7 protein-coding genes are annotated in these 8,985 nt (G+C 74.2%); 4 read left to right on the plus strand and 3 right to left on the minus strand.

The window, feature by feature from the left end; genetic code table 11:
- Positions 1-67: 67 nt before the first annotated feature.
- Entirely contained in the window at positions 68-910 is an 843-nt protein-coding gene (locus B0E53_RS29395) for an RNA polymerase subunit sigma-70 (RefSeq protein WP_210406259.1), read from the minus strand.
- Positions 911-1,089: 179 nt separating this feature from the next.
- On the minus strand, positions 1,090-2,628 hold the full coding sequence (locus tag B0E53_RS29400) for a M4 family metallopeptidase (protein ID WP_107078983.1): 1,539 nt from the start codon (positions 2,626-2,628) through the stop codon (positions 1,090-1,092).
- A 341-nt stretch (positions 2,629-2,969) separates the two neighbouring features.
- Here B0E53_RS29400 and B0E53_RS29405 point away from each other — a divergent pair, with 341 nt between their 5' ends.
- Positions 2,970-3,380, plus strand: coding sequence for a hypothetical protein (locus B0E53_RS29405; RefSeq protein ID WP_107078984.1), 411 nt, complete (start codon positions 2,970-2,972; stop codon positions 3,378-3,380).
- Between the two features lie 9 nt (positions 3,381-3,389).
- Here B0E53_RS29405 and B0E53_RS29410 read toward each other — a convergent pair whose 3' ends face one another.
- Positions 3,390-5,024: a hypothetical protein gene (locus B0E53_RS29410; RefSeq protein ID WP_246835659.1), complete on the minus strand. Its 1,635-nt coding sequence runs from the start codon at positions 5,022-5,024 to the stop codon at positions 3,390-3,392.
- A 236-nt stretch (positions 5,025-5,260) separates the two neighbouring features.
- Here B0E53_RS29410 and B0E53_RS29415 point away from each other — a divergent pair, with 236 nt between their 5' ends.
- From B0E53_RS29415 to B0E53_RS29425, 3 genes are all read left to right on the plus strand, one after another.
- Positions 5,261-7,009, plus strand: coding sequence for an ATP-binding protein (locus B0E53_RS29415; RefSeq protein WP_107078985.1), 1,749 nt, complete (start codon positions 5,261-5,263; stop codon positions 7,007-7,009).
- A 9-nt stretch (positions 7,010-7,018) separates the two neighbouring features.
- Positions 7,019-8,167, plus strand: a complete 1,149-nt coding sequence (locus B0E53_RS29420) for an exonuclease SbcCD subunit D (RefSeq protein WP_107078986.1) — start codon at positions 7,019-7,021, stop codon at positions 8,165-8,167.
- Positions 8,167-8,985: SMC family ATPase (locus tag B0E53_RS29425; protein ID WP_146167808.1), on the plus strand; the 819-nt coding region annotated here is incomplete at its 3' end. The genes B0E53_RS29420 and B0E53_RS29425, both read left to right, overlap by 1 nt.

The following is an 8,985-nucleotide window of genomic DNA, read 5'->3' on the forward strand; positions in this document are numbered from 1 at the left end:
AGCGGGATACGCGGACAGCCTTCCCCGGCCAGGGCGGAGCGGGCGGCCGGCGCCCTGCCGGCACGGGTCAGCGGGGCGGTGGAACGGCCGCCCCCGGCGGCAGCGCGTCCGGCAGCCCGAACGCCGCGGCGTGCCCCGCGCCCAGGAACGAGGTGATGCCGGCGATCCGGTCACCCCGCAGCGTCAGCACGTCGACCGACCACGGCAGGTAGGGGCCGGTCCCGCCCCGGCGCAGGTAGCCGGCGACCGCCGGCTGGCCGTTCGCACCGGTCGTCAGGTGCCGCCAGCTGCCGCACGGGCCGAGCGGCGCCGACCGGGCGAAGTCCAGCACCGCCGTGCGGCCCCGGTACCAGTGCGGCATCGGCGGCATGGACCAGGTGACGTCCTCGGTGAGCAGGGCGACCAGCGCGTCGGCGTCGCCGTTCTCCAGGGCGTTGGCGTACCCGGTGACCACCTTCCGCAGCCGGACGTCGTCCAGCATCCGCAGGGTGCGCTGCTGGGTGGCGGCGGGAGCCCGCTCGGCGAGCACCCGGCGGGCCCGCGCGAGCGCGGAGTTCACCGAGGCGGCCGAGGTGCCCAGCATGGCCGCGATCTCCGCGGCGGAGTAACCGAGGACGTCGAAGAGCAGCAGCGCGGCCCGCTGGTTGCCCGGCAGGTGCTGCACCGCGGCCACGAAGGCCAACTCGACCGCCTCGCGCTGCTCGTACCGCGCGCCCGGGGCGACGGGACCGGCCGCCAGGCCGGTGTCCGGGTAGGGGCCGAGCCAGGCGACGTCGCCGCCCTGCGCAACGGCCCCACCCGGGTCGTCGTCGGTCTCGGGGAGCGGTCGACCGGTGAGGTCTGCGACCGCACCTCGCGGGCGCTCGCGGCGGCCCTGGGCACCTCGCCGACGATGTTCCCGGGCGGGCACGTCGGCTTCGCCGAGGACCCGCCGGCCTTCGCCGCCCGGCTGCGCGAGGTGCTCGCCGGCTGACCCCTGCGACGGCGACGGCGGGCGGGGGACGCCGGGGTGGCGTACCCGCGCCCGCCATCGGAGGCACGGTCGCCCGGCGTCGGCGGGGAGGAGTCCGCCGACGCCGGGCGGGGCGATCAGTTGACGCTGACGGCCGACCAGGCGGCGGCCACCGCGTTGTACTCTGCGCTGCCGCTGCCGTACAGGTCGGCGGCGGCCGAGAGGCTGGCGGTGCGGGCACCGGCGTAGTTGGTCCGCGACGTCATGTAGCGGGTGAGCGCGCGGTACCAGATGGCGCCGGCCTTGGCGTTGCCGATGCCGGTCACGGTGCTGCCGTTGCAGGTCGGGCTGTTGCCGTACGAGGACGAGCCGCTGCCCACGGCGAGCAGGTAGAAGAAGTGGTTCGCCACGCCGGAAGAGTAGTGCACGTCCAGCCGGCCCACCGAGCTGCTCCAGCAGTCGGCGGAGGAGCCGTCCTTGGAGGGCTTGTCCATGTAGCGCAGCGGGACGCCGCTGCTGCGCAGCTTCTCGCCGATCAGGTAGTCGCCCGGGTCCTTGCTGTTGGCGGCGGAGAACTCGACGAGGGTGCCGAAGATGTCGCTGGTGGCCTCGTTGAGACCACCCGACTCACCGCTGTAGCGCAGGCCGGCGGTGTTGCTCGTGACGCCGTGGGTCATCTCGTGACCGGCCACGTCCAGCGAGGTCAGCGGGTACCAGCCGGAGCCGCCGTCGCCGTAGGTCATGCAGAAGCAGGAGTCGCTCCAGAACGCGTTGGCGTAGTTGCTGCTGTAGTGCACCCGGCTGTACGCGCCGACCCCGTCGTTGCGGATGCCGTTGCGGCCGTGCACGGTCTTGTAGTAGTCCCAGGTCATCTGCGCGCCGTACGCGGCGTCGGCCGCGGCGGTCTGCCGGTTGGCCAGGGTGCCGTCACCGAACACGTTCGAGGCGCTGGTGACCAGGGTGCCGGTGCCGCTGGTGCCGCCGTTGAGGTCGTAGGTCCTGTGGCCGCCCCGGGTGGCGTCGGCGAGCTGGTACGTGCCGCCGGAGAGGGTGCTGCCCACGGTGACCGTGCCGGAGTGGAAGGTGTTGCCGGTGCCGTCGCGCTGCACACCCTCCCAGGAGTCGCGCACCTTTCCGGTGGTGGCGTCCACCAGGACGTGCAGCTCGCTGGGGGTGCCGTCGGCGTACGCGCCGCCCACGACGACCTCGTAGGCCAGCGTGGTGCCGGCGGCGTCCGCGTCGTGGACGAGCTGGCTGCCGTCGACGCGGCGGGTAGCGGCGGTGGAGGCGGCGAGCGCGACCCGGCCGGCGGTCGCGGCGCTGACCCGGGCCTTGGCGCCCCGGGTCGGCGCGGCCGCGAGGCTCTGGCTGGCGCCCTTCCAGGTGTTGCCCTTGCCCAGGTGGACCACGGTGTCGCCGCCGAGCACCGGCAGCCCGTCGGCGTAGCGGTTGAGCCGGACGTGCTCGGTGCCGTCGGCGTCGGTCTGCACGTTCTTGAGCGTGAAGCTCTGGCCGTCGGCGACCAGCGCGCTGCCCGAGTGGGCCTTGAGCTGGGCGACCGCCCGGGTGAACGCGTCATTGGAGACGGGGGCGGCGGAGGCCGTCGCGGGCAGCGTGCCGGCGGCGGCGAGCAGCGCCGCCGTGGCCAGCCCGCCGAGGAGAGTGGTACGACGCATGAAGTTCCTACCTTCACTAGGACTGCCGGTCGGGGGGGTACCGACCGACGGGTGACCCGCCGTGGGAGGGCACGCCGGATCAGCCGCGTCCGCGCAGGTCACACGGTGCGGCGGCGCACGAGGGATCGATGGAGGAAAGATCCTCGATGCGTTGTTGCATATTCTTGCCGCACGGAGCCCTTGTCTGTCACGACGTGCGGCCAAGATTTTTTCGAGGAGTTTCCCGCCCCGTTCACCACCCCGGGGCGGCCACCGTGCCGCCGGCGCCGGGACCCGCGTCCACCGGGTCGGGTCCGACGGTCCGGCGACCTCGTCCGCGACCAGCGCCGTAACCTCGGGGAATGCGTACTCCGCAGGCGACCGGGACGGCGCCGGACCGGGCCGATCGTCCGCTGCTCGCCGGTGGGCTGCTGGTCGGCACCGGCCTGGCCGACGTGCTGTCCGCGTACGGCATGCTGCGGTCCGGGCCGTTCATGGTGCTGAGCAGGGGCGGCCTCTACCCGGTCGATGTCACCGCCTGGGCCTGGCTGCACCTGGCGGTCGGGGCCGCGGTGGGGCTCGCCGGGCTGGCGGCGGTCACCGGCCGGCGGGGCGCGGCCACCGTGGCGATCGGCTGCGCCGCGCTGGCGCTCGCCGTGGACCTGCTCATGCTGCCGTACGCGCCGATCCGGGTGGTCCTGGTGGCCGCCGTCGACGCGGCGGCGATCCGGCTGCTGCTCCGGCACCGCCGGGCGACCGGCCGGGCGGGGTGAGGCCGCCGGTCAGCGGGGCTCGCAGATCAAGCCGCTGAACGCCGGGTCGCCCTCCCGGTCGGCCGCCCACACCGGGTTGAGGACCAGTGGGAGCGGCGGGGCCTGCCAGGCGGCGCCCAGCCGCTGGAACAGCCGGTACTCCCGGCGCGGCCGGTCGATCCGGCCGCCGGCGAGGAAGTCGACCACCCGCTCCTGGGCCTGCCGCTTGCCGATCAGCCCGCCGTGCAGGGCGGGCATCTGGAACACCGGGACCCGGCTGTACTCGCCGGGCGGCGCCTCCGCCGCGCTGACCGTCGGCAGGAAGGCGATCATGCGGACCCCGGCCACCGGGCAGAGCGTGCGGTTGCGATAGAAGGGCGCGTTGACCAGCACCGAACGGACGAAGGGTTCGTCCGGGGCGCTCTTCACCGTGCGACCCAGGTTGGCCAGCCAGAAGATCCCGCGCAGTTCCCAGCCGGCGGCCACGCCCCACCCGCTGTAGCCCGGGGGCGGATAGTAGGCCCGGCCGGGCTGGATGAGCGGGCTGAACAGCAGCACCGCCTCCACGGGCAGGGGCTGCGCCCACTTGTCCAGGTAGGTCCGCGCCACCATGGCGCCCTCGCTGAACCCGAGCAGGGCGATCGGCCGACCGGTCCGGCGGTGCAACTCGTCGACCTGCGCGGCGAGCAGCACCGCGCTGGAGTCCAGGGCCTGGTGGGTGGCCTCCGGCCCGTACGGCAGCGGCCGGCCCTGCCGGTCGAGGCCCACGTAGGAGAAGCGCTCCACCCGGGGGTCCTCCGGTTGGCGACCGTTCCACTGCGAGTCGTGCCCGGCGATGGCGATCACCGCGTGCGGCACCCGGTCGGGCAGCCGCTCGGTGAGCACCGGGGGCAGCCATTCCGCCGCCGGACCCGTCGTCAGGCCGACGAGCGTCTGCGACCCCACCGCGGCGGCCATGGTGAGGACGATCGCCACCGGCGCGACCGGAACCCGGGCCAGCCGGATCCGGGCCGGCAGCACGGCCGCCGCCACGGTGCGCCGCCAGAGCAGGCCGTTGGCCAGGCCGGCCAACGCCGCCACCGGAACCCCCCACCAGCCGGACGTGCTGGAGATGACCGCGCCCGCGACGGTGAGCACGATGAAGTTGAGCACCGACCAGCCGAGCAGTTCGATCGTGGGCAGGCCCCGCCACCAGTTCCGGACCACCCCGGCGCGCTGGAGGAACGGGGCGAGCACCAGCATCGGGGCGAGCGAGGCGAACAGGTAGAGGGAGAGCGCCACCGCCGAGAAGGCGACCGAGATCGCGGCCCACGGCGAGATGACCACCAGCGCGAGGGCGGCCACCTCCAGGTTCCGCCGCACCAGCCAGCCGAACGAGGGACGGGCCGCCCGCGCGGGCCAGGCGAGTGCGGTCAGCCCGGCGGTGAGCAGCCCGCGGAACACGGTGAGCGCCACCAGCCCGAGCAGGAAGTTCCCCCAGGAGTCGTGGAAGACGAGCAGCCACCGCAGGTCGTGGAACGAGTCGTACGGCCAGACCGCGGTCACCTGCGGCGCCAGCCCGCGGGCGCCGTGGAAGCCGATGCCCACCAGCACCGTCTCCTGCACCACCGGCGGCAGCGCGGCGAGCAGCAGCAGCATCGCCGTCCGGTTGCGGACTGCCTCCACCGCCGCTCCTCGCACCTTGCGTTCTCGGGCCCATTGCAGGATCTCCCGGGAGCCGGCCCGGCGGTGCCGGAATGGCCGACCAGGGCGTACGGAGAGTCAGCGGGCGGTCCCGCTGCGCAAGGTCGGCGGACCCGCGGGGTGGCGTCCGCCGCGTCGCGTGGCAACCTGTCGCATCCCTCGGGCAGGATGCACGACGTGCGCCGCGAACGGGACGACCAGCCGACCGGAGACCGCCGATGACCGACGACCTGCTCGACGGCCCCGGCGACGGGGTCGGCCGGGTGCTCGGCACCGCCGACGCCACCCCGCTCACCTTCTGGACCGCCGTCGCGCCCGGCAGCTACCTCCAGCTCGACGACGTGGTGGTGACCCGCCGTGAGCTGCCCGACCGGGAGCCGGTCACCATCGCCGGCGTGGTCACCCAGGTGCGCGCCCGGCACGAGGGTGCGCAGTTCGACTCCGACGTGTTCGCCATCGCCGACGGCACGCTGCCGGCCCAGGTGCAGGAGGCCGCCGAGGTCACCACCACCCGGGTCGACCCGGAGTTCTACGTGCCGCCCACCCCCGGCGCGGTGGTGTACCGGGCCGAGGGCGACGCCCGGGCCCGGGCGCTGCACTTCGACCGGATGGAGCGGCGCATCCCGATGGGCATGGGCCGCGACGGCGTCCCGGTCTACCTCAACGCCGACTTCCTCGACGGCACCCGGGGCGCGCACGTCTCCATCTCCGGCATCTCCGGCGTGGCCACCAAGACCAGCTTCGCCACCTTCCTGCTCTACTCGGTCTTCCGCTCCGGGGTGCTCGGCGGCGACGCCGTCAACGCCAAGGCGTTGATCTTCAACGTCAAGGGCGAGGACCTGCTCTTCCTCGACCACCCCAACACCCGGCTCGACGACGCCACCCGGGCCGGCTACGCGAAGCTCGGGCTCGACGCGGGCGCCTTCCCCGACGTCCGGGTCTACGCCCCGCCCCGGGTCGGCGACTCCGCCGGCACGCCCGACGTGAGCAGCCGACTCACCGGGGTGGACAGCTTCTACTGGACGCTTACCGAGTTCTGCGCCGACCGCCTGCTGCCCTACGTCTTCGCCGACGCCGACGACGAGCGGCAGCAGTACACGATGGTGGTGCACTCGGTCGCCGCCCACCTGGCGAGATACGCCCAGCCCGCGGACGGCGGGGTGAGCATCGACGGCGTCCGGCTGGGGTCCTACGGCGACCTGGTCGACCACATCGTCGAGCAGCTCAACGACGACGAGACCCGGGGCGACTGGGCGGGCAGCGCGGTCGGCCTCGGCACCGTCAACGCGTTCGCCCGCCGGCTGATCGGCAGCAAGAAGGACCTGGCCCGGCTGATCCGGGGCGACCTGGCCACCCGTCGCCCGCACTCGATCAACACCGCCGAGTCCGCCCAGGTCACCGTGGTCGACCTGCACAACCTGCCAGACCGGGCGCAGCGTTTCGTGGTCGGCGTGACGCTCAAGAGCGAGTTCGAGCGCAAGGAGAAGGCCGGCACCGCCAAGCCGCTGCTCTTCGTCGTCCTCGACGAGCTGAACAAGTACGCCCCCCGGGAGGGCTCCTCCCCGATCAAGGAAGTGCTGCTCGACATCGCCGAGCGGGGCCGCTCGCTCGGGGTGATCCTGGTCGGCGCCCAGCAGACCGCCAGCGAGGTGGAGCGGCGGATCGTCACCAACTCGGCGATCCGGGTGGTCGGCCGGCTCGACCCGGCCGAGGCGTCCCGCCCGGAATACGGCTTCCTCCCGCCCGCCCAGCGCCAGCGCGCCCTGCTGGCCAAGCCGGGCACCATGTTCGTCAACCAGCCCGACATCCCGGTCCCGCTCTGCCTGGAGTTCCCCTTCCCGGCCTGGGCCACCCGGGTCTCCGAGGCCGGCCGGGCGCCCTCGGAGACGCTGCGCTCGATCACCCAGGCGGCCGACCCCTTCGCGGTGGTCGGCTCGGGCACCGCCGACGACGACATCCCGTTCTGAGGGCCGACCATGAAGATCCTGCACACCTCGGACTGGCACGTCGGCAAGGTGCTCAAGGGGCAGTCCCGGGCCGAGGAGCACACGCAGGTGCTCGCCCAGGTGATCGAGATCGCCCGGGTCGAGCGGCCTGACCTGGTCATCGTGGCCGGCGACCTCTACGACACCGCGGCGCCCACCCCGGAGGCGACCCGGCTGGTCACCCGGGCGCTGACCGCGCTGCGCCGCACCGGCGCCGACGTGGTGGCGATCGGCGGCAACCACGACAACGGGGCGGCGCTCGACGCGCTGCGCCCCTGGGCCGAGGCCGCCGGCATCACGCTGCGTGGCAGCGTCCGGGACAACCCGGCCGAGCACGTCATCGACGGCGCCACCCGCGACGGCGAGCGCTGGCAGGTCGCCGCGCTGCCCTTCCTCTCCCAGCGCTACGCCGTACGCGCCGTGGAGATGTACGAGCTGACCCCGGCCGAGGCCAACCAGACCTACGCCGACCACCTCGGGCGGGTGCTCGCCCGGCTGGCCGAGGGGTTCACCGAGCCGGACCGGGTGCACCTGGTCACCGCCCACCTCACCGTGGTCGGGGCGAGCACCGGCGGCGGCGAGCGGGACGCGCACACCGTGCTCGGCTACGCGGTGCCGGCCACCGTCTTCCCGGGCAACGCGCACTACGTGGCCCTGGGCCACCTGCACCGCTCGCAGCGGGTGATCGGCCCCTGCCCGGTCCGCTACAGCGGCAGCCCGCTCGCCGTCGACTTCGGCGAGCAGGAGAACGTCGGGTCGGTGACGATCGTCGAGGTGACCGCGACGACCGCCGCGCAGATCCGGGAGGTGCCGGTGCCCGGCGCCGTCCCGCTGCGCACGGTCCGCGGCACCCTGGCCCAGCTCGCCGAGATCGACGTGCCCGACGGCTGGCTGCGGGTCTACGTCCGCGAGCAGCCCCGCGCCGGGCTGCGCGAGGAGGTGCAGGAGCTGCTCCCCCGGGCGTTGGAGATCCGGATCGACCCGGAGCTGGTGCCGGCGCCGGGCAGCGGCACCCGCACCGCCCAGCGGGCCGGCCGCTCGCCGCGCGAGCTGTTCGCCGACTACCTGGGCAGCCGGGGCCACGCCGACGAGGACGTCCGGGAACTCTTCGACGAGCTGCTCGAGGAGGTGGAGCACTGATGCGGCCGATGCGGCTGGACATGGCGGGCTTCACCGTCTTCCGCGAGGAGACCACCGTCGACTTCACCGACGCGGACTTCTTCGCGCTGGTGGGGCCGACCGGCTCGGGCAAGTCGACGGTGCTCGACGCGATCTGCTTCGCCCTCTACGGCACGGTCCCCCGCTGGGGCGGCACCCGGGGGCTGGCCAACGCCCTCGCCCCGTCGGCCACCGAGGCGCGGGTGCGGCTGGTCTTCGAGTCCGCCGGCGACCGGTACGTGGCCACGCGGGTGGTCCGCCGGGACGGCCGGGGCACGGTGAAGACCGCCAACGCCGGTCTCCAGCTCATGCCGCCCGGGTTCGACGTCACCAAGCTCGACACCGGGCTCAGCCCGGAGGACCTGGGCGAGGTGGTGGCCGGCACCCCGGCCGAGATGGAGCAGGCGGTGCTCGACGCGGTCGGGCTGCCGTACGAGCAGTTCACCAGCTGCGTGGTGCTGCCGCAGGGGCAGTTCGCCGACTTCCTGCACGCCAAGCCGGCCACCCGGCAGCAGATCCTGGTGAACCTCCTCGGGCTGGGCGTCTACGAGGAGGTGCAGAAGAAGGCCACCGAGCGCGCCGGGCAGGCCGAGGCGAAGCTGGAGGCGGTCGACAAGATGCTCGGCGGCCTCGCCGATGTCGACGAGGAGAGCCTGGCCGGCGCCCGGGACCGGGTCGACCGGATGCGCGAGCTGGCCGGGGCGGTCGCGGCGGCCGTACCCGAGCTGGAGCGGGCGCGCGCGACGGCGCGCGAGCAGGCGGCGGCGCTCGCGGCGCTCGACGCCGAGCCGACCGTGCTG

The organism is Micromonospora sp. MH33, assembly GCF_003013775.1.
In the GTDB taxonomy this organism is placed as follows: Bacteria; Actinomycetota; Actinomycetes; order Mycobacteriales; family Micromonosporaceae; genus Micromonospora; species Micromonospora fulviviridis.